17 protein-coding genes are annotated in these 20,971 nt (G+C 66.2%); 2 read left to right on the forward strand and 15 right to left on the reverse strand.

Annotated features, from left to right (window positions below):
* Window positions 1–162: 162 nt before the first annotated feature.
* Window positions 163–813 carry a hypothetical protein gene (locus ACCQ10_RS16350; RefSeq protein ID WP_372361290.1) on the forward strand — a complete coding sequence of 217 codons (651 nt, stop codon included), beginning with the start codon at window positions 163–165 and terminating at the stop codon, window positions 811–813.
* Between the two features lie 129 nt (window positions 814–942).
* Here ACCQ10_RS16350 and ACCQ10_RS16355 read toward each other — a convergent pair whose 3' ends face one another.
* The 11 genes from ACCQ10_RS16355 to kdgD all read right to left on the reverse strand — a co-directional run bounded on the left by ACCQ10_RS16355 (window position 943) and on the right by kdgD (window position 15,051).
* On the reverse strand, window positions 943–2,232 hold the full coding sequence (locus ACCQ10_RS16355; protein ID WP_039409911.1) for a citrate synthase: 1,290 nt from the start codon (window positions 2,230–2,232) through the stop codon (window positions 943–945).
* Window positions 2,233–2,461: 229 nt separating this feature from the next.
* Window positions 2,462–2,704 (reverse strand): type B 50S ribosomal protein L31, encoded by a 243-nt coding sequence (locus ACCQ10_RS16360; protein ID WP_039409907.1) that lies wholly within the window; start codon window positions 2,702–2,704, stop codon window positions 2,462–2,464.
* Window positions 2,705–2,775: 71 nt separating this feature from the next.
* On the reverse strand, window positions 2,776–3,714 hold the full coding sequence (locus ACCQ10_RS16365; protein WP_372361291.1) for a nucleoside hydrolase: 939 nt from the start codon (window positions 3,712–3,714) through the stop codon (window positions 2,776–2,778).
* 138 nt (window positions 3,715–3,852) lie between these two features.
* Entirely contained in the window at window positions 3,853–5,997 is a 2,145-nt protein-coding gene (gene recG, locus ACCQ10_RS16370) for an ATP-dependent DNA helicase RecG (protein WP_372361292.1), read from the reverse strand.
* Window positions 5,998–6,026: 29 nt separating this feature from the next.
* Entirely contained in the window at window positions 6,027–6,407 is a 381-nt protein-coding gene (locus ACCQ10_RS16375) for a RidA family protein (protein WP_349777669.1), read from the reverse strand.
* A gap of 349 nt (window positions 6,408–6,756) precedes the next feature.
* Window positions 6,757–8,298 (reverse strand): galactarate dehydratase, encoded by a 1,542-nt coding sequence (garD, locus tag ACCQ10_RS16380; protein ID WP_372361293.1) that lies wholly within the window; start codon window positions 8,296–8,298, stop codon window positions 6,757–6,759.
* A gap of 36 nt (window positions 8,299–8,334) precedes the next feature.
* Window positions 8,335–9,606, reverse strand: coding sequence for an OprD family porin (locus ACCQ10_RS16385; RefSeq protein WP_372361294.1), 1,272 nt, complete (start codon window positions 9,604–9,606; stop codon window positions 8,335–8,337).
* Between the two features lie 76 nt (window positions 9,607–9,682).
* Window positions 9,683–11,038 (reverse strand): glucarate dehydratase, encoded by a 1,356-nt coding sequence (gene gudD / locus ACCQ10_RS16390; RefSeq protein ID WP_372361295.1) that lies wholly within the window; start codon window positions 11,036–11,038, stop codon window positions 9,683–9,685.
* A gap of 19 nt (window positions 11,039–11,057) precedes the next feature.
* The gene (locus tag ACCQ10_RS16395) at window positions 11,058–12,437 is read right to left on the reverse strand and encodes an MFS transporter (protein WP_039409887.1); all 1,380 of its coding nucleotides are present in this window, start codon (window positions 12,435–12,437) and stop codon (window positions 11,058–11,060) included.
* Window positions 12,438–12,553: 116 nt separating this feature from the next.
* On the reverse strand, window positions 12,554–14,134 hold the full coding sequence (locus tag ACCQ10_RS16400; RefSeq protein ID WP_372361296.1) for an aldehyde dehydrogenase (NADP(+)): 1,581 nt from the start codon (window positions 14,132–14,134) through the stop codon (window positions 12,554–12,556).
* Window positions 14,134–15,051 (reverse strand): 5-dehydro-4-deoxyglucarate dehydratase, encoded by a 918-nt coding sequence (gene kdgD, locus ACCQ10_RS16405; protein ID WP_372361297.1) that lies wholly within the window; start codon window positions 15,049–15,051, stop codon window positions 14,134–14,136. Before kdgD ends, ACCQ10_RS16400 begins: the two co-directional genes overlap by 1 nt.
* 297 nt (window positions 15,052–15,348) lie before the next feature.
* On the opposite strand from kdgD, the gene ACCQ10_RS16410 reads away from it, so the two are divergent.
* A complete protein-coding gene (locus tag ACCQ10_RS16410) occupies window positions 15,349–16,218 on the forward strand; it encodes a LysR family transcriptional regulator (RefSeq protein ID WP_372363151.1) in 870 nt (289 codons plus the stop codon).
* A 180-nt stretch (window positions 16,219–16,398) separates the two neighbouring features.
* On the opposite strand, the gene ACCQ10_RS16415 is transcribed toward ACCQ10_RS16410, so the two are convergent.
* The 4 genes from ACCQ10_RS16415 to ACCQ10_RS16430 all read right to left on the reverse strand — a co-directional run bounded on the left by ACCQ10_RS16415 (window position 16,399) and on the right by ACCQ10_RS16430 (window position 20,907).
* Window positions 16,399–18,570 (reverse strand): RelA/SpoT family protein, encoded by a 2,172-nt coding sequence (locus tag ACCQ10_RS16415; RefSeq protein WP_039410369.1) that lies wholly within the window; start codon window positions 18,568–18,570, stop codon window positions 16,399–16,401.
* A gap of 129 nt (window positions 18,571–18,699) precedes the next feature.
* A complete protein-coding gene (gene rpoZ, locus ACCQ10_RS16420; RefSeq protein ID WP_002812428.1) occupies window positions 18,700–18,999 on the reverse strand; it encodes a DNA-directed RNA polymerase subunit omega in 300 nt (99 codons plus the stop codon).
* Window positions 19,000–19,289: 290 nt separating this feature from the next.
* Window positions 19,290–19,901, reverse strand: coding sequence for a guanylate kinase (gene gmk, locus ACCQ10_RS16425; RefSeq protein WP_005996765.1), 612 nt, complete (start codon window positions 19,899–19,901; stop codon window positions 19,290–19,292).
* 145 nt (window positions 19,902–20,046) lie between these two features.
* Window positions 20,047–20,907 carry a YicC/YloC family endoribonuclease gene (locus ACCQ10_RS16430; protein ID WP_104580718.1) on the reverse strand — a complete coding sequence of 287 codons (861 nt, stop codon included), beginning with the start codon at window positions 20,905–20,907 and terminating at the stop codon, window positions 20,047–20,049.
* Between the last annotated feature and the right edge of the window lie 64 nt (window positions 20,908–20,971).

The following is a 20,971-nucleotide window of genomic DNA, read 5'->3' on the forward strand; positions in this document are numbered from 1 at the left end:
GGTGCAGTGACGCGAACAGACAGCTGCCGTTTGTGGCTGATTGCCCGATTGAGCGAAGTCGACAATACGACGCGGTTTGTGCGCGACATGGCGCGACGCATTCGCCATGTCTTCATGCAGCTGTTGTAGAGTCGAGCCCAGGTTCATCAGGGGAGCCCGGTCATGCAACACGCACGCGAGCACGCCGATACACGCACCCGGGAGCGTCGCCATCGTCTGGCGCATGAGGCCGCCCGCCTGATGGCCGAGGGCGGGATTCGCGATTTTCATCAGGCCAAGCTCAAGGCCGCCAGCCGGCTCGGCATTCATGACGATGCCTCGTTGCCGCGCAACCGCGAGATCGAAGATGCCTTGCGCGAATACCAACGCTTGTTCGCCGGACCCGAGCACGGCGTGCGTCTACGCCAACGCCGTGAAGCGGCCGTGCGTGCACTGGAATTTTTCAGCCCGTTTCAGCCGCGACTGACCGGCCCGGTGCTGGACGGCACTGCCGATGCGAACGCGCCGGTGCAATTGCAGCTGCATAGCGACGATACGGATGCAGTGCAGCGGTTTCTGGAAGACCACCGCATTCCGGCCGAGGCGCGCACCCGCCGTCTGCGCCTGGATCGCGACCGCACTGGCGACTTCCCCGTGTGGCTGTTCAGTGCCGAGGAGCTCACCTTCGACCTGACCGTGCTGCCCTACGACGCATTGCGGCAGGCACCGCTGTCGCAGCTGGACGAAAAACCGATGCCGCGCGCCTCGGCGGCACAGGTGCGGCAACTGCTGGCCGATGACGAGCGCCAGGGTTACGTACAGCAGCTGCCCTGAGTCGTACCGAACGCGCGGCGCCATGGGCCCAGGCGTGCAGGTCCAATCACTCATCCGGCAGACCGCAAACCACAACGCAAAACGCCCCGCGGTGCGGGGCGTTTGCTCACGCAGACAACCTGAAACCGCTTAGCGCTTGGCGCTGTCGGTGTAGTCGCGCTTGTCGTAGCCGGTGTAGATCTGGCGCGGACGGCCGATCTTCATTTCCGGGTCGACCTGCTGTTCCAGCCAATGCGACACCCAGCCGGCGGTGCGCGCGATGGCGAACATCACGGTGAACATTTCCACCGGGATATTGAGCGCCTTGTAGATCAGGCCCGAGTAGAAGTCGACGTTGGGGTACAGCTTGCGCTGCACGAAGTAGTCGTCCTTCAGCGCGGCTTCTTCCAGCTTCAACGCCACTTCCAGCAACGGGTCGTTGACGCCCAGCTCGCCCAGCACCTTGTGGGTCATCTCGCGGATGATCTTGGCGCGCGGGTCGAAGTTCTTGTAGACGCGATGACCGAAGCCCATCAGGCGGAACGAGGAATTCTTGTCCTTGGCCTTGGCCACGGCGGACTCGACGTTGTCGGCGGTGCCGATCTCTTCCAGCATCTTCAGCACCGCTTCGTTGGCGCCGCCGTGTGCCGGGCCCCACAGTGCGGTGATGCCGGCAGCCACCGATGCGTATGGGTTGGCACCGGTCGAACCGACCAGGCGCACCGTCGAGGTGGAGGCGTTCTGTTCGTGGTCGGCGTGCAGGATGAACAGCAGATCCAGCGCCTTGGCCACGACCGGGTTGATCTCCAGCGGCTCGCTCGGCACTTCGAACATCATGTGCAGGAAGCGGTCGACGTAGTTCAGGTTGTTGCGCGGGTAGCGGATCGGCCAGCCGATCGAATAGCGGTACGCAGCAGCCGCCAGGGTCGGCACCTTGGCGATCAGACGGATGGCGGCCTGACGGCGCTGCTCCGGATCGTTGAGGTCCAGGGTGTCGTGGTAGAACGCCGACAGCGAAGCGACCGAGCCGGCCAGCATGGCCATCGGGTGCGCGTCGTGGCGGAAACCGCCGAGGAAGTTCTTCAGCGACTCATGCATCATCGTGTGATGCGTCACTTCGTGGTCGAACTTCTTGAATTCGTCCGCTGTCGGCAGTTCGCCGTTCATCAGCAGATACGAAACTTCCAGGAAGCTGGACTTCTCGGCCAACTGTTCGATCGGGTAGCCGCGGTACAACAGCACGCCATTGTCGCCATCGATGTAGGTGATGGCCGACTTGCAGCTGGCGGTGGCGGTGAAGCCCGAGTCGTAGGTGAACAGACCGGTTTCTTTGGTCAGCTTGGAAATATCGACGCAGTCATTGCCCAGCGTGGGCTTGAGAACCGGCAGAACGACCGACTTGTCGCCGGCGTTGAGCGTGACCTGATCAAGATCGGACACTGTGTACGCTCCTTCAGTGGAAGGCGCCTGATCCCACATGGGCAGGCACGTGATGGAAGTCCAAGGCGTCGCCTCGGATCACGTCATTATCGCACAGCAGCATTTTGGCCGTCGCTTGGACAGAAGTCGTAGACGCACTGGCCGGGGGCGCGCAAACGAAGCGCGGGCGACCCAAAAAACAACGGCCGCGCAATGCGCGGCCGCTGCCGGTACAGCCCGTCCTGCAAGTTCAGCGCGCGTAGCGCTTCTGGAACTTGTCGATACGGCCGCCGGTGTCGATCACCTTGTGCTTGCCGGTATAGAACGGGTGCGACGCCGAGGAAATTTCCACCTTGACCAGCGGATATTCCTGGCCGTCTTCCCACTTCACGGTCTCTTTCGAGCTCATGGTGGAACGGGTCAGAATCTTGAAATCGGACGTCACGTCGTGAAAGACGACGTCTTTGTAGTTGGGATGCACGTTATCTTTCATGGACTTGGCGCCGGGCTGCCTGGATAAGCCGGGTATTATAGCGCCCCCCACTCGCCCGGCGCAAGGCGGGCCTAACTGGCGGCCAGGGCGGCCCCGACCAGGCCGTAGAACTGCTGAAGGTCATAGGCCAGCAACAAGTTGGCGTTGTCGGGCGCCCCACCCTGGCGGTTCCAGTCCACCAGGGTCATGCCGCGGGTATGCGTGCCGGACAGCTCGATGTGCACCGGGCGCTGCTCCAGCTTCTGCGCGCCTTCCGGCTGCAGGGCGAACGCCATGGCCAGCGCATCGGCCGCATACCAGTACTCGCCGCGGCTGTCTTCGGACCACAGCCGGGTCTTGCGCGAGATTTCCTCGTAGAAGCGGGCGCGGGGGGTATCGGCGGCCAGCCATTGCTCCACGTCCCGGTGCAATAGGCCGTGCGCGATGGTGGCCTCCCAGTCGGCGACGTCGAACTGGGGGAAGCCGCGGAACACGATGTGGGCGGCCTCCGGGTCGAAGCCGATGTTGAACTCGGCCGCCGCGGTGATGTTGCCGTGCCCGGTCAGCGCTCCGCCCATCACCACCAGCCGTGCCACGCGCTGCGGCAGGGTCGGGTCCAGGGTGAGCGCCAGCGCAAGGTTGGTCAGCGGGCCAAGCGCGACCAGCAGCAGCTCGCCGGCGTGTTCGTGCGACAGGCGCAGGATGGCGAGCGCCGCATGCTCGGCCTCGGCAGTGCGCTTGGCCGGTGCCAGACCCACGTCGCCGAAGCCGTCGATGCCGTGCACGTGCGCCGCATCCACTGAGGGGTGCAGCAGCGGCTGCGGGCAGCCGGCGTAGACCGGCACATCGGTGCGCCCGGCGATCTCGCACACCTTCAAGGCGTTGCGCACGGTGTGATCCAGGCCGACGTTACCGGCGGCGATGGTCAGCCCGACCACCTCGTGGCGGGTGTCGTTGAAGGCCATCAGCAGCGCCAGCGCGTCATCCACGCCCGGGTCGGTGTCGATCAGCAGCGGTATTGTTTTTGTCATGGGATTCGGGATCGGGCACTCGGGATTCGTTGCGGCATCTTCGCAAGGATCGGCGAGCCGCGCGAATTCCGGACACGTGCAGGTCGCAGCAACGCCGCCTTGACGAATCCCCAATCCCGACTCCCGATTCCCGGCCGCTCAAGCGGCCGCATACCGCACCGCGCCACCGATCCAGCGCGCGACGACGCGGTCGGCGATTTCCGGCGCGTCGGCGAGCAGCCGTTCGGCCAGCACCTGCACGCGCGGCAGCAAGCCGGCGTCACGTGCGAGGTCGGCGATGCGGAAGCTGGCCAGGCCGGTCTGCCGGGTGCCGAGCAGTTCGCCGGGGCCGCGCAATTCCAGGTCCTTTTCCGCGATCACGAAGCCGTCGTTGGTCTGGCGCATGGTTTCCAGACGCTGCCGCGCCATCATCGACAGCGGGCCCTGGTACAGCAGCACGCAACTGGAAGCGGCCGCGCCGCGCCCGACCCGGCCGCGCAGCTGGTGCAACTGTGCCAGGCCCAGGCGCTCGGCATTTTCGATGATCATCAGCGAGGCATTGGGCACGTCCACGCCGACTTCGATCACGGTGGTGGCGACCAGCAGATCGCTGCGACCCTGCTTGAAATCGAGCATGGCCTTTTGTTTCTCAGCCGGCTTCATGCGGCCATGCACGAGTGCGACGCGCACGCCGGGCAGTTGCGCCGACAAGGCGTCGAAGGTGACTTCTGCGGCCTGCGCTTCGATGCGTGGCGGGCCGTTTGGCGCGCCCTTGCCGGGGTCTTCGCTTTCTTCGATCAGTGTGCACACCCAGTACGCCTGCCGTCCTTCGGCGCAGGCAGCGCGGATGCGTTCGACCAACTCGGGGCGGCGTTCTGCGCTCAGCACGATGGTCTGCACCGGCGTGCGGCCGGGCGGTAGTTCGTCGATGGACGAGACGTCCAGATCGGCGTAGGTCGACATCGCCAGCGTGCGCGGGATCGGCGTGGCGGTCATCACCAGCTGATGCGGCACGCTGCCGGCGCCTGCGCCCTTGTCGCGCAATGCCAGGCGCTGGTGCACGCCGAAGCGGTGCTGCTCATCGATGATGGCCAACGCCAGGTCATGGAAGACCACCGCCTCCTGCATCAGTGCATGCGTGCCCACCACCACCTGCGCCTGGCCGGAGGCAACCTCGGCCATCGCCGCGGCGCGCGCCTTGCCGGTGACCTTGCCGGCCAGCCAGACGATGCGCACGCCCAACGGCTCCAGCCAGCCGCGCAGATTGGTCAGATGCTGCTCGGCCAGCAGTTCGGTGGGCGCGGCAAGTGCGACCTGTTTGCCCTGTTCCACCGCCAGCATCGCCGCCAGCGCAGCGACCACGGTCTTGCCGCTGCCGACATCGCCCTGCACCAGTCGCAGCATCGGCGATGGCTGCGCAAGGTCGTGCGCGATCTGTTCGAACACGCGTTGTTGCGCGCCGGTGAGCTGGAACGGCAATACGCTGCGCAATTGCTGCACCAAGGTGCCATTGCCGGGCAACACCGGCGCATGAAACCGCTGCAGCGCGATGCGCTGGCGACGCAGGCTGAGTTGATGCGCCAGCAATTCTTCGATGGCCAGGCGTTGCTGGGCGGGGTGACCGCCTGCAAGCAATTGCTGCGGATCGGTGTTCACCGGCGGCCGATGCATGGTCAGCAATGCCGTCCGCAGCGATGGCAGGCGCTCGTCCTGCAGCCAGTGCGGCGGCAGTAGCTCCAGTGCCGCCTCCGGTGGCAAGCGCTCCAGCGCCTGGCCGATGAGCTTGCGCAATGTCGCCGGGCCAACGCCTTCGAGCACCGGATAGACCGGGTCCAGGCTGTCGCCCAGGCCGGCATCCTCGCCCGGGGCGAGCACGCGATAACTGGGGTGCACGATTTCCCAGCCCTGCTGGCCGGGCTTGGGGGTGCCGAACACGCGCACGCGCGTGCCGACCGCAAACTGCGCCACCTGTGCGGCACGGAAATGGAAGAAGCGCAGGACCACGCTGCCGTGCGAGTCGTCCGAGACCGCCACGCGCAGCACCGGGCGGAAGCGGAAGCCGCGTTCCACCGCATCGACCCGCCCTTCGATCTGCGCCGGCACGCCGCTCTGCAGCTGCGCGATCGTGGTCAGGCGGGTGCGGTCTTCATAGCGTAGCGGCAGATGCAGCCACAGGTCCTGCACGCTCAGGATGCCGCGCGCAGCAAATTTCTCGGCGACTTTCGGGCCGACCCCGGGCAGGCTGGCGAGCGAGGCCTGGCCGACGACGGCCAGGGCCGGGGTAGCGGGACGCGCGCGCGGCACGACGGATCGATCGGCTCAGTTACGCACGATCACTCGAGCACCATCACCGCATCGACTTCGAAGCCGGCGCCCTTGGGCAGGCCGGACACTTCGATGGTGGAGCGCGCGGGGAACGGGGCCTGGAAATAGTCCTGCATCACCGCGTTGACGGCGGCGAACTGGCCGAGGTCGGTGAGGTACAAGCCCAGACGCACGATCTTGTCGAGCGAGCCGCCGGCCGCTTCGGCCACCGCCTTGAGGTTGTCGAACGCGCGACGAGCCTGCGCACCGATGTCGCCCGGCACGATGTCGCCGGTGGCCGGGTCCAACGGAATCTGGCCGGAGAAATACACGGTGTTGCCGGCACGCACGGCCTGCGAATACGGGCCGATGGCGGCGGGCGCCTGGTCGGTATGGATGATCTGGGACATGGCGACTCCGTCAACGCTGAAAACGAACGCGCATTGTATCGGCGCATGCGGTTGACGGGCGAATGGGGAATGGGGGGATGGCTGCGCGCGGGCGGTAGCTGGCGGACTAGCGGCGCGTTGCTCGGTGGACTGGGCGTCTTGCCGTGGTATTGGTTGCGGCTGGCTTTCGCTTGCGTGCGCCACGGCTTCAGTGAGGCTGTGGGTGTGCGCTGCTGGACGCTTGTGACGTAGTGCGTGAGGCTGCGCACGTACCCTCATCCGCCCCTTCGGGGCACCTTCTCCCCCATGAAGGGGGACAATGCCCCGACGGGAGAAGGGAGGCGCGCCTTCTCCCGTGAGAGGGCCAGGACTAGGTAATCGGCGCCGGATTGAACAAGGCCAGGTCGTTGTGCAGGCGGTGGTGCTCGGTCCAGGTGCGCTGGCCGCTGGCCACATCCAGATAGCGCTGGAACAACTCCCAGCCCAGCTGCTCCAGCGTCTTGGTGCCGGTGGCCACGCCGCCGGCATCGATGTCCATCAGGTCGGACCAGCGTTGCGCCAGTTCGCTGCGGGTGGCGACCTTGATCACCGGGATCATGCCCAGGCCGTAAGGCGTGCCGCGCCCGGTGGTGAATACATGCAGGTTCATGCCGGCCGCCACCTGCAGCGTGCCGCAGACAAAGTCGCTGGCCGGGGTGGCGCAGTACTGCAGGCCGCGCCCCTTGACCCGCTCGCCCGGCGGGACAACGCCGTTGATCGGGGAGGAGCCGGACTTGGCGATCGAGCCCATCGCCTTTTCCACGATATTGGCCAGCCCGCCCTTCTTGTTGCCCGGTGTCGTGTTGGCGCTGCGGTCGGCCTGGCCGCGCGCCAGATAGCCGTCGTACCAGGCCATTTCGCGCACCAGCGCCTTGGCCACATCGGCGTTGGCCGCGCGCGGCACCAGCAGGTGGATGCCGTCGCGCACTTCGGTATTTTCGGAGAACATCACCGTGGCGCCGGCACGCACCAGCAGGTCGGCGGCCACGCCCAGACCCGGATTGGCGGTGACGCCGGAAAACGCATCGCTGCCGCCGCACTGCATGCCCACCACCAGTTCGCTGGCCGGCACGGTTTCGCGCCGACGGGTATCCAGATGGCGCAGCCGTTCTTCGGCCATGGTCATGATCGAGCTAACCATGTCGGCAAAGCCCAGGCTGGCTTCCTGCAGCCGGTAGACGCCGCTGTCGTCGGCGCTGGCATTGTCCGGGAGCAGGCGTTCGGGGGCGAGCTTTTCGCAGCCAAGCCCAACGATCAGCGCCTGCCCACCGAAGTTGGGGCTGCGCGCGATGTTGCGCAGCGTGCGGATGGGAATGATCGCCTCCGGGGCAGTGATCGCCACACCGCAGCCGTAGACGTGATTGATCGCCACCACGTCATCGACATTGGGATACCTGGGCAGCAGCTCGGTGCGGATGCGCTCTACCGCATGTTCGAGCACGCCGACCACGCATTGCACGCTCGTCATGATGCCCAGGATGTTGCGCGTGCCCACGCTGCCATCGCGGTTGCGGTAGCCCTGAAAGGTATAACCGTGCAGCGGCTCGGGCTCCGGCGCGAGGTGCAGCGCCAGATCCAGTGCGGCCAGCTCGGGTGCCTCGGGCATCGCCAGCAGCTGCTCGCTGACCCACGCGCCGCGCGCGATGTCGGCGTTGGCGGTACCGATCACCGCGCCCAGGCGGATCACCGCCGCGCCTGCGGGCAGGTCCACCAGCGCCATCTTGTGGCCTTGCGGAATGTGCTCGATGGCGGTCAGGCCATCGGCAAAGGTGGCGCCGGCTGGCGCGCCATCATCGTTGACGACGATGGCGACATTGTCGCGCGCATGGGCGCGGATGCTGAGCCAACGGGTGGATTGCTGGGTTGCGGACATCGTGGGGCTACCTTGCAAGACGTGGGGTGGACTGCATTACCTGTCGGGGCTGTCGAACTGGCGCCGGTACTGCAGGATCAACCGGTTTTCATCGACATTGCGCTGGTAATTGGAGCGGAAGGTGCCGTTGAACCAGATGACGCTCACATGCTTGAAACGCTCGCCCTGGAATTGATACGTGGTCAACACATCGCGCGCCCATTCGCGGCCTTCGCCCGCATAGGTTGCCGGGCGTGCACTGTCGCCGCTGATGTAGCGCGCCATGATGCTGAGCCCGGGGATGCCGATGCGCTTGCCATCGATGCTGTAGCGCAGCTGCCAGCTGCGTTCGCCGCGTTCGAGAAAATCGTTGATGAAGGTCCAGTTGAACACGTTGCCGTCGGTGCCGCCCGGCCACGGCATGGCACTGGGCCCGGTCAGCTTCTGATAGCCGGCACCGAATTCCTGCCCAACCGTGCGCCAGGACAGCATGCTGCTGAACATGCGGTTGTCGATGAGGCCGGCACGTGATTGACCGATGTCGTCGGTGCGGAAATAGCGCAGGTCGAGACGTAGTTGGTCCTTGCCGAACGTGTGCGTCTGGATCAGGTTGTAGAGCTGCTGGCGGTAGATGTCTTCCATCACCGCGCCCTGATAGCGCAGCTGCGTTCCCGGCGCCAGCGTGTAGGTGGCCGATACCAGGTTGAGCGCATCCGAATCCGGCGTGCCCAGAAAGCGCCGGTTCTTGTTGGTCAAGGTGATCGGCACGCGCGAATCGCCATCGCGATACCAGGCGCTGGTGAAGCGGGCAAGCAGCAGGTCGAGCTTGGGGATGTCCCTGGATTCCAGCGTCGCGCCCTGGAACGTCTCCGGCATGATGCGGGTGATGCTGGCGCGTACCAGCGGCTCGTTGGGAATGAAGCTGCCCCATTTCAGCTCGGTCTGCGAGGCGCGCAACTTGAGCGTGGGTGCCACGCGCACCAACGCATGCTGCGCGGTGCCGTCGTCGTTGTTGGGCAGCAGTCCGGTGCCGCCTTCGGCACGCACGCCATCGAGCTTGAAGTCGCCGATGCCGAGCAGATCCAGCCCGGCACCGATCGGGCCGCGCGTGTAACCGCTCTTGGCATCCACCACGAAGCCCTGTGCCCATTCGGCGCGCTTGCCCTGCCCCTCGCCGCTGCGGAAATCGCGGTTGTAGTAGAAGTTGAGCGCGGTGACCTCGGTCGTTGCGCCGTTCCAGAATCCCGCGTCCGGTTCCTGCGCCCGCGCACGGCCGCCCGCACCGACCGCCAGCAGCGCCGCGCCGCTGAGTGCCATCATGCTTTTCATTGCTCGGTTCTCCACCTGCGTTGACCACCCGGTCAGGCGCTGCTGCCCGGGCGCGGGCAGCCAGCATCGGCACGCTTCAGCGCACCAGGCACGGCCGCTTGTTGTCGAAGGTCCAGTTGGGAATCAGCGCCTGCATGGCGGCCGCGTCATCGCGCGCGCCCAGGCCCAGGCTTTGATAAGTGCGATGCGCCGCGTCCAGTGCATCCAGGTCCAGTTCCACGCCCAGCCCAGGCTTGGCCGGCACCTGAATCTGGCCGCCTGCAATCTGCAACGGGTTGCGCGTCAACCGTTGGCCGTCCTGCCAGATCCAGTGCGTATCGATCGCCGTCACCTGCCCCGGCGCTGCGGCCGCCACGTGGGTGAACATCGCCAGCGAAATATCGAAATGGTTGTTGGAATGCGAGCCCCAGGTCAGGCCCCAATCGCGGCACAGTTGCGCCACCCGTACCGAGCCCTGCAGCGTCCAGAAATGCGGATCTGCCAGCGGGATGTCCACCGACTGCAACTGGATGGCGTGCCCCATCTGCCGCCAGTCGGTGGCGATCATGTTGGTGGCGGTGGGCAGGCCGGTGGCGCGGCGGAATTCGGCCATGACTTCGCGCCCGGAATAGCCCTGCTCGGCGCCGCACGGGTCCTCCGCATACGCCATGACCCCGTGCATGTCGCGGCACAGCGCGATCGCCTGCTGCAACGACCATGCGCCGTTGGGATCGAGCGTGATGCGCGCCTGCGGAAAGCGCGCATGCAAGGCGTGGATGGCCTCGATTTCGGCTTCCCCGCGCAGCACGCCGCCCTTGAGCTTGAAATCGCGGAAGCCGTATTTTTCATACGCGGCTTCCGCCAGCCGCACCACCGCTGCCGGGGTCAAGGCTTCCTGGTCGCGCACCGCTTCCCAGGCATCGCTTGCATCGCTGCCGTCGCGGTAATCGAGCCCGGTCTTGCGGCGGTCGCCGATGAAAAACAAATACCCCAACACGTCCACCGCATCGCGCTGCTGGCCTTCGCCGAGCAGCGCAGCAACCGGTTGATCCAGGAATTGCCCCAGCAAATCCAGCAAGGCCGCTTCGATTGCGGTCACTGCGTGGATGGTGATGCGTAGGTCGAAGGTCTGCAGCCCACGCCCGGCACTGTCGCGGTCGGCGAAGGCGGTGCGTACCTGATTGAGGATGCGCTGGTACTCGGCGATGGAACGATCGCGGATGAGTGCGGCCGCTTCGTTCAACAACCCGGCAATGGCAGCGCCGCCAGGCACCTCGCCCACGCCGGTGCGCCCGGACGAATCGCGCAGCACCAGCACGTTGCGGGTGAAGTACGGCGCATGCGCGCCACTGAGATTGAGCAGCATGCTGTCCTGCCCGGCGACCGGCACCACGCGCACGTCGGTGATGCGCGGCGTGGTGCCGATGGCTGCAGGTGATGTGTGGATGGTCATGAGGATTCTCCGAGGATGGTCACAGCGGTGCGGGCACGGGCATGGACGGGCCGCCGGGGGGCGCCTTCAGTTCCACGCGCTTGATGTCGCCCACGATCACCAGATAGGACACCACCGCCAGCAATGCGTTGAGCCCGACGAACACCAACGCCCACTCGAAGCTGCCGGTGGTGGAGACGATGTAGCCAATGACGATCGGCGTGGTGATGCCGGCGATGTTGCCGAAGGTGTTGAACAAACCACCGGACAAGCCGGCGATCTCCTTGGGCGAGGTATCGGCCACCACCGCCCAGCCCAGCGCGCCGATCCCCTTGCCGAAGAACGCCAGCGCCATCAGCCCGACCACCATCCATTCGGCCTGCACGTAGTTGCAGCCGATCATCGTCACCGACATCAGCATGCCGATCACGATCGGCGTCTTGCGCGAGACGGTCAGCGAATAGCCGCGCCGCACCATGCGGTCGGACACATAGCCGCCCAGCACGCCGCCGATGAAGCCGCACACCGCCGGCAGCGAGGCCACGAAGCCCGCTTCCAGGATCGACATGCCACGCTCCTTGACTAGGTACACCGGGAACCAGGTCAGGAAGAAATACGTCAGCGTGGTGATGCAGTACTGGCCGATATACACGCCCAGCAACATGCGGTTGCACAGCAGCTGCTTGGCGTAATGCCACTGGGTGCCTTTGGGCTGAGTGCCGGGCTTGTTGCCCTGCTCCATGTCCACCAGTGCGCCGTTGCGCTGGATGTAGTGCAGCTCCTGTGCGCTCAGGCGCGGATGTTCGCGCGGTGCGTAGATGGTCTTGCGCCATAGCGCTGCCAGCAACACGCCCACGCCTCCCATCACCAGGAACACGTGTTCCCAACCCCAGGCATGCACCAGCCAGCCCATCAGCGGCGCAAATGCCACCGTGGCGAAGTACTGCGCGGAATTGAAGATGGACGCGGCCAGGCCGCGTTCGGCGGTGGGAAACCAGGCCGCCACGATGCGGCTATTGCCCGGGAACGACGGCGCTTCGGCAATGCCGACCAGAAAGCGCAGCACGAACAACGTGGTGACCGCCCAGGCCACCGGCACCCAGCCGATGAAGCCCTGCAACGCCGTGAAGACCGACCAGATCAGCAGCGACAGGCCGTACACGCGCCGCGAGCCAAAGCGATCGAGCAACCAGCCGCCGGGAATCTGCCCGGCCACATATGCCCAACCGAACGCAGAAAAAATGAAGCCCATCTGCAGCGCGTCGATGCCCAGCGCATCCTGGACCGCGGAACCTGCGATGGACAAGGTGGCGCGATCGGCATAGTTGATCGTGGTCACCACGAACAACATCAGCAGGATCAAATAGCGCCTGCGCGGAACTGTCGTCGAACCGACGGTCGTTGAATCGGTAGCCATCATCGTTCCTCACCTATGACGATGGAAGCGCAGTGCGCTTCGGTACTCCAAATGGCGCCTGCAGCTGGCATGCCGGACCCTCCTCCGGCACGCCTCAGGCATGGTTGCCGCCGGTGCTGTCAGTCGTGCCCCAGTGCGCCGTCGACGCGTCGCCACACGCCGAGCGGATTGCCGTGCGCCACGGCAGCAGGTAGCAACGCGGCGGGCAGGTCCTGGTAGCAGACCGGCCGCAGGAAGCGATTGATCGCCAGCGTGCCCACCGAGGTGCTACGGCTGTCGGAGGTGGCCGGGGACGGGCCACCGTGCACCATGGCGTGACAGACCTCCACGCCGGTCGGCCAATCGTTGACCAGGATGCGGCCGGCCTTGCGCTCCAGCACCGGCAGCAGCGTGGCAGCCAGCGCGGTGTCGTCGGCATCCATGTGCAAGGTGGCGGTGAGCTGGCCTTCCAGGTGCTCGCTCAGCGCGCACAGCTGATCGACATCCCTGCAGCGGACCAGCAACGACGAGGCACCGAACACTTCGGCTTGCAGTGCCTCGTCGGCCAGAAATGCATCGGCATCGGTGCCGAACAACGCAGCCGGGCAGCGCCCGGATTCCGCCGCAGCGCCGCGCGCCAGCGTGGCGACCTGTGGATGTGCCGCCAGGCGTTGGACGCCTTGCGCAAAGGCATCGCCGATGCCTGCGGTCAGCATCGCCGCCGGCGAAACGTCCTGCAGCGCCTGTGTCGCAGACGCGATGAAGGCATCCACCGCCGGAGAATCGACGGCCAGCAGCAAGCCGGGATTGGTGCAGAACTGCCCGGCCCCCAGGGTCAGCGAGCCGACGAAGGCCTTGCCCAGGGCCGGCGCGCGTGCCTGCAATGCCTGCGGCAACAGGTACACCGGGTTGATCGCACTCATTTCCGCGTACACCGGGATCGGCTCGCGGCGGGCGGCAGCGATCTTGACCAGCGCCAGGCCGCCAGCGCGCGAGCCGGTGAAGCCCACCGCCTTGATGCGTGCATCGGCCACCAGCTGCGTACCGATCTCGATGCCTGCGTCGAACAGCAGCGAGAACACACCCTCGGGCAGGTCGCATTGCGCCACGGCCGCCTGGATCGCGCGGCCCACCAGTTCGGAGGTGCCCGGATGCGCGCCATGCGCCTTGACCACCACCGGGCATCCGGCTGCCAGCGCCGACACCGTATCGCCGCCAGCCACCGAGAACGCCAGTGGGAAATTGCTGGCACCGAACACTGCTACCGGCCCCAGCGCGATATGCCGCTGGCGCAGATCCGCACGCGGCAACGGCGTGCGCTGCGGCAATGCCGGGTCGATGCGCGCCTGCAACCAGCTGCCTTCGCGCACCACGGTGGCGAACAGGCGCAGCTGCCCGACCGTGCGACCGCGCTCGCCTTCGAGCCGGGCGCGCGGCAGCCCGCTTTCGCGCATGGCGCGCTCGATCAAGGCATCGCCCAGCGCCAGGATCTGCTCGGCAATGGTTTCCAGAAAGACCGCGCGTGCTTCCAGCGTAGTTTCGCGGTAAGTGTCGAAGGCCGACTGCGCCAATGCGCAAGCCTGCTCCAGCTCCTGCGCGCTCACCGAGCCGAAAGCCGGCTGCAGCGATTCGCCGCTGGCCGCATCCACACCATGAAAGTGCGCGCCGCTGCCTTGCACGCAGCGCTGCCCGATCAGCGATTGACCTGTGATGGCATGCATCAGCGACGCCCTCCGATCAGTTGCTTGAGCTGCGCGGATTCTTCATCGGTCAGGTCCGCCAACGGCGTGCGTACCGGCCCGGCCGGGCGGCCGACCGCGCGCATGCCGGCCTTGACGATGGACACCGCATAGCCGGCGCGGCGATTGCGCAGCACCGTGTACGGCAACACGAAATCGTTGAGCTCGCGGTAGATGGTGGCGTGGTCGCGCGCGCGCACGGCAGCGTAGAAGTCCAACGCCCATTCGGGGAGGAAATTGAAGATGGCCGACGAATACGTGGTGACGCCCATTTCCAGATACGGCAGCGCGAAGGTTTCGGCGGTGGGCAGGCCGCCCACGTACAGCAAGCGGTCGCCCAGGCGCGCGTAGATACGGGTCATGCGATCCACATCGCCGATGCCGTCCTTGTAGCCCACCAGGTTGGGGCAACGCTCGGCCACGCGCGCCAGGGTCACATCGTCGAGCTTGGCGTTGGCGCGGCCGTACACGATCACGCCCAGCGAGGTCGCCTTGCACACGCGCTCGACATGCTCGGCCACGCCGTCGGCATCGCACTCGGTCAGGTACGGCGGAAACAGCAGGATGCCGTCGGCGTCGTTGCGCTCGGCGGCCTGCGCCATCTCGATCGCGATCGAAGTGCCGTAGCCGGCCGGCGCAATCACCGGCATGCGCCCGGCGGTCTGGGTCACGGCGGCACGCACCGCGCGGTTCACTTCGTCCAGGGTCAGGGAAAACAGCTCACCGGTGCCGCCGGCGGCAAACAGGCCGGCAGCCGGATGCGAGGACAGCCAGTCCAGGTTGCTGCGGTATGCGGACTCGTCGAAGGCCAGGTCGGCATCGAAATGGGTGACCGGAAACGACAGCAACCCGGCGCCAAGCGCCTGGGCCATTTCGGTCGGTGTGTATCTGCTGCTCATTGGGCAAACGCTCCTGGGCGGGGGATGCGATTGATCCTGGGACGGCAGATCGTTGCCGGTCCAAACCAAAGGACGTATTGTTTGATACATCAATTGAATCAATCGCCTCACCAGCCGCTGCAATGAGCCGCAAATGACTGCTTTGCAACGGTTTTCTTGAGCCTTTGTAATTACCAATGGTTGCGCCCGTCAGCCACTCCACGCATGCGCATGCGCCCATTCATCGGGGCTGGCGATGCGCAGATGTTGCGGGTGCAGCATCCGATTCCAGCACTTCGCCAGCCAAAGACCTTCGCCATGTTCGATCTGCAGCAACTGCGTTGCTTTGTGGCCGTCGCCGACGAGCTGCACTTTCGGCGCGCGGCCGAGCGCCTGAACATGACCCAGCCGCCGCTGAGCCGGCAGATCCAGCTGCTGGAGCACAGCGTTGGCACCGCGCTGCTGGAGCGCAATAGCCGGCATGTGCGGCTGACCCAGGCCGGGCGCAGCCTGCTGGCCGAAGCGCGCGCGATCCTGCGCATGGCCGAGAACGCCGGCCTGCGTGCACGGCGGATCGGCACCGGCGACGCCGGCAGCGTATCGGTGGGCTTTACCGCCGGCGCCAGCTACCGCTTCCTGCCCGAGGCGATTGCGCGCTGGCGCAGCGAAGCGCCGGATGTGGACCTGCAACTCAAGGAAATGGTCAGCCTGGCGCAGCTGGATGCGCTGGACGCCGGCCGGCTGGATATCGGCCTGCTGCGTCCGCCGATCCAGCGCCAGGGCCTGCACAGCCGCTGCGTGGCCCGCGAACCGCTGATCGCCGCGCTGCCGGAAGACTCGCCGCTGGCGCAATGCGACAGCCTGTGCCTGCAGGATTTCGACGGCCAGCCACTGGTCAATTACGCGCCAGACGAAGCGCGCTATTTCTACGACCTGCTGGCGCAGCTGTTCGGCGCACGCGGCATCGCACCGCGCTCGGTGCAGTACGTCAGCCAGATCCATTCGGTGTTGGCGCTGGTGCGCGGCGGCATGGGCATGGCCCTGGTACCGGAAGGCGCCAGCGGCCTGCGCTACGCCGGCATCGTCTACCTGCCGCTGCGCGATGAAACGCCGGCCACGCCGGTGGAATTGCATCTGGTGTGGAAGCAGGACAACGACAACCCGGCGCTGCGCCGGTTGATTGCCTGAGCGCAACGAATGAAGCGCATGTTCACCGCCAGCAACGTCGAGCAGCAAACAAAAACGAGGGCGCTCACCGGCAGGCGAGCGTGGGCGATACCCTCCGCCGCAACTGCCACGCATGCACGGCAGTTGCTTCCTATCGTCCGTGACTCACTTCGTCCGCGACTCACTGACGACGCCCAGCTCTTACTGCCGACCCACGCTCTGCACCACATGCAGGCGGCGCAGCCTGCGCATCACTTCGGCCAGATGGCGGCGGTCGCGCACCTGGATATTGAAACGCAGCACGGCCGCGTTGAAGTCGCGGTCCAGGTAATCCACGCGTTCGATATTGGACTGGCTCTGCGCAATGGCCGCGGCCAATTGCGCCAGCACGCCGGTGCGGTTTTCCACTTCCACCACCAGCGCGGTGTCGTAGTCGCCGGTCACGCTGGAATCCCAGTCGATCGGCACCCAGCGCTCGGGCGACTTGCGCAGCTCGGCCAGGTTCGGGCAATCCAGCCGGTGCACCACGATGCCCTTGCCGGCGGTGTGGTAGCCCATGATCTCGTCGCCAGGAATCGGCTGGCAACAGTTGGCGAAGCTGATCACGCCGCGTTCGCTGCCGTCGATCAGGATCTTTTCGTGCGAATGCTTGGAATGGCCGCCACCACGCAACTCCGCGTAAGCCATCAACGCCTGCGCGGCCTGGGTCGGCATCCAGTTGCCCAGTGCCACATCGGCCAGCAAGGCTTCCAGGCGTGGGTAGCGATGCTCGTTGAGGAAGGCGTCCAGGCGGCCCTTGGGCAGCCGCTCCAGCGAGGAGTCCATCGCCTCCAGCGCACGATCGAGCATGCGGTGGCCCAGCTGCACGGCATCTTCGTGCTCGAGCTGCTTGAGCTGGTGGCGGATGGCGGTGCGCGCCTTGCTGCTGACCACAAATTCCAGCCACTGCGGCTTGGGCGTGGCCGAGCGCGCGGTGATGATTTCCACCGCCTGCCCGCTGACCAGCTTGGTGCGCAGCGGTACCAGCTTCTTGTCCACGCGCGAGGCCACCGCGCGGTTGCCCACGTCGGTATGCACCGCGTAGGCGAAATCCAGCGCGGTGGAATTGCGCGGCAGGGCCAGGATCTTGCCCTTGGGCGTGAACAGATAGACCTCGTCCGGGAACAGGTCCACCTTGACGTTGTCCAGGAACTCCAGCGACGAGCCGGCGGCGCGCTGCGAATCGATCAGCTCCACGATCCAGTCGTGCGCACGGCTCTGCGCGCTATTGGGCGAGGCCGAGCCGACCTTGTAGGTCCAATGCGCGGCCACGCCGCGTTCGGCGATCAGGTCCATCTCTTCGGTGCGGATCTGCACTTCGATCGGCGAGCCGTAGGGCCCGAACAGCACCGTGTGCAGCGACTGGTAGCCGTTGGCCTTGGGGATCGCGATGAAATCGCGGAAGCGCCCGTCCAGCGGCTTGAAGGTGGCATGCACCGCGCCGAGGGCGTGGTAACAGTCGGCCACCGAGCGCACCACCAGGCGGAAGCCGAACACGTCCATCACCTGGTCGAAGGACTTGTTCTCTTCGTGCATCTTGGAATAGATGCTCCAGGGCGTCTTGATGCGGCTGACCAGCCGATGTTCCAGCCCTTCCTTGGCCAGACGCTGCGACAGCTGCACTTCCACCTGCGCCATCGATTCGCGCCGCACCACCGGCTGGCTGCGGATGTGCTTTTCGATGATGGCGTGGCGCCACGGATACAGCGCGCGGAAGCCCAGATTCTGCAGCTCGGACTTGATCAGGCTCATGCCCAGGCGCTGGGCGATGGGTGCGTAGATCTCCAGCGTCTCGCGGGCGATACGGCCGCGCGCCTCGGTGCTCTGCGCGCCGAGCGTGCGCATGTTGTGCAGGCGGTCGGCCAGCTTGATCATGATCACGCGCAGGTCGCGCGACATCGCCAGCAGCATCTTGCGGAAACTTTCCGCCGCCGCTTCCTGGCGGTCGCGGAACTTGAGCTTGTCCAGCTTGGTGACGCCATCGACCAGCTCGGCCACCGCTTCGCCGAATTCGGACGCCAGCTCCTCGCGGGTCAGCGGCGTGTCTTCGATGGTGTCGTGCAGGATCGCGGCGATCAGCGATTCCATGTCCAGGCCCAGCTCGGCCAGCACGCCGGCCACGGCCACCGGATGGGTGATGTAGGGCTCGCCGGATTTACGGGTCTGGCCGGCATGCGCGGTGGCGCCGACCTCCCAGGCACGGCGCAGGATCGGCAGCTGCTCGCTGGGCAGGTAGCTGGCGGCGCGTTCGAAGTGCAGGACGTAGTCGGGAATGGCCTGGTCGGAAGACGGAGACGTCACGACGGTCGCCTGGGCAGTGGGGCCTGGGTTCATGGCGGAAGACTATGCCAGCGGCGCAGTGACGGCAAACGTTTGCACACGCCGGCGCACTGCCGGGGCCCCAAAACGAAAACAGCCCGCGTGGATGCGGGCTGTTCGAATCGATCGCCGTGACGCGGGCAATCAATCGTCGTTCTTGGACATGTCTTCGTCGGCGACCACTTCGGCGGCGGCCCATTCCAGTGCTTCGCGCTCGGCACGCTCGCGCTCGGCTTTCTCGACTTCATCGATCAGCGCGTTGTCGATCCGGCGTGCGGCGATCTCGCGCAGTGCCATCACGGTGGGCTTGTCGCTGGCGTCGGCATTTTCGATCAGCGGCTGCACGCCGTTGGCGAGCTGACGGGCGCGCTTGGAGGCCATCATGACCAGCTCGAAACGGTTGTTCACGACTTCCAGGCAATCTTCTACGGTAATGCGGGCCATGCGGGCTCCCGGCGACCAGCAACGGCCGCGCATCGAATGAGGGAAAGGGGGCGGAGTGTACGCCTGTGCGGTCGAGCGGGCAACCGATGGCCGTTCAGTTTCCTTTGGAATCAGCGGCTTGGACCCGTGCACCAGGCCAAGGAATCGTTGCCGGTGCGCAGACTTGGCCCCTGCCCACCCGCTGAGCGCGTCCACCGCACCCGAATGCGAACCGCCTGGCGCCCTGCCGCATGGCCGGATCAGTGCCCGCCACGCCACCCGCGCTGCGGGCGACGTTCACGCATGCGCCCTCAGTCCAGCAAGGCCTGGATCAGCCCGGCATGCCGCTGCTGCTGGGCCTGCCGGCGCAGCCGGCTGGCGGTGAAGATGGCGCACATCTCCGACACGGCGGTGTCGAAGGTCTCGTTGATGATCACGTAGTCGAACTCTTCGAAATGCAGCATCTCCTCGCGTGCGGCAGCCAGACGCTGTGCCATCACGTCCTCGCTGTCCTGCCCGCGCTTGCGCATGCGCTCGTCCAGCGCCTGGCGCGACGGCGGCAGGATGAACACGCTCACCGCATCGGGCACCTTCTGGCGCACCTGGCGCGCGCCCTGCCAGTCGATCTCCAGCAACACGTCGTGCCCGGCGGCCAGCTGCGGCTCCACCGACTGCCGCGCAGTGCCCTTCCAGTCGCCATGCACCAGCGCGTACTCGAAAAAGTCGCCCGCCTCGATCATGCCCTGGAACTCGTCGGCAGAAACGAAATGGTAGTGCTCGGCATGCCGCTCGCCCGGCCGCGGCGCGCGCGAGGTGAACGAGATCGACAGGGCGATCTTGGGATCACGCGCCAGGGTGGCGTTGACGATGCTGCTCTTGCCGGCGCCCGAGGGGGCCGCAACGATATAGAGGGTGCCGCGCATAGGATCAGGGATTCGGGATTGGGGAGTCGGGATTCGCGAACAGGCTGCGGGCCGGTACCACCGGGGTCGACATGCTACCGGGATTGGCCGCGGCCCGCAGACATCGGGAACCGGCAACTGCCCCATCCCGAATCTCGAATCCCGGCTACTCGATGTTCTGCACCTGCTCGCGGATCTGGTCGATCAACACCTTCAGATCTACGGCGGCGTTGGAGGTGCGGCTGTCCACCGACTTGGAGCCCAGCGTGTTGGCTTCGCGGTTGAACTCCTGCAGCAGGAAGTCCAGGCGGCGGCCCACCGGCTCGCGCTGCTTGAGCACGCGACGGATCTCGGCAATGTGGCTGGACAGGCGGTCGAGCTCCTCGTCCACGTCCAGCTTCTGCAGCCACAGCACCAGTTCCTGTTCGGTGCGGCCCGGGTCCACCGGATGCGGCAGATCGGCCAGGCGTGCGGCCAGCTTGACGCGCTGCCCTTCGCGAATTGCCGGAATCAGCGTGCGCACCTCGGCGGCGATACGTTCGATCGCATCCACCCGCTCGCTGATCGCCGCGGCCAGCTTGCTGCCCTCACGCTCGCGCGCAGCAACAAAGCTGTCGACCACCTCGTCCAGCAAGGCCAGCGCCTGCGCCTGCAGCGCGGGCGCATCCACGTCCTGCACCTGCAGCACGCCAGGCAGCTGCAGCAGGTCGGTGAAGCCCACCTGCAGCTTGGGGAAGACGCCATCCAGCCGCGCGGCAAGCGCGCCCAGTTCCTGCAGCAGTGCTTCGTTGACGGCCAGAGTCTGTGCGTTTTCCGGCGCGCGCAGGCGCAGCGTCAGGTCCAGCTTGCCGCGGCTGTTCTTGGCAGCCACGCGCTCGCGCAGCAGCGGCTCCAGCGCACGCAATTCTTCCGGCAGGCGCGTGCCCACTTCCAGAAAGCGGTGGTTGACCGAGCGCAGCTCGCAACCGAGCGTGCCCCAGGGCGTGATGCGTTCGCCGCCAGCAAACGCGGTCATGCTTCGGATCATCGTGAATCCCGTGCCGTCAAAGCGCGAATGGTACCCTAGCCGCCCTTGCCGGCTGCCTGCACGC

The sequence above is a fragment of the Xanthomonas sp. NCPPB 1325 genome, assembly GCF_041477645.2.
GTDB lineage: Bacteria > Pseudomonadota > Gammaproteobacteria > Xanthomonadales > Xanthomonadaceae > Xanthomonas > Xanthomonas cannabis.